At 55.2% G+C, this 328-nt stretch carries 1 pseudogene; it reads left to right on the top strand.

Annotated elements, in window-relative coordinates:
* Positions 1-328: pseudogene (locus tag JW499_RS21940) on the top strand (transposase); the annotation flags it as partial.

Raw genomic sequence — 328 nt, 5'->3', positions numbered from 1 at the left:
GGGAAGCGCGTTTTAAGAGCCAGGCCTTGCTGGACGAGCAGGCACTACTGAGCTGCATGGCGTATGTTGACCTTAACCCGATACGAGCAGGCATCGCCGAGACGCCCGAGCAATCGGCATTTACCTCCGTCAAACAGCGAATAGATACCCCGCAGGAGCAAGAAGCCACCGCATTAACACTCAAACGCTTTGATCCCCGGGAGGCTGAAACAGCGGCGATCAGCTATGAACTGCATGACTATCTGGAGTTGGTTGATTATACCGGGCGGGCGATTCATCCCACCAAGCGGGGTTATATTACAGCGGATACCCCACCGATACTCGTCAG

Origin of the sequence: Amphritea pacifica (assembly GCF_016924145.1) — a bacterium.
GTDB classification, from domain to species: Bacteria; Pseudomonadota; Gammaproteobacteria; order Pseudomonadales; family Balneatricaceae; genus Amphritea; species Amphritea pacifica.
This window is presented reverse-complemented; position numbering and strand designations above follow the sequence as displayed.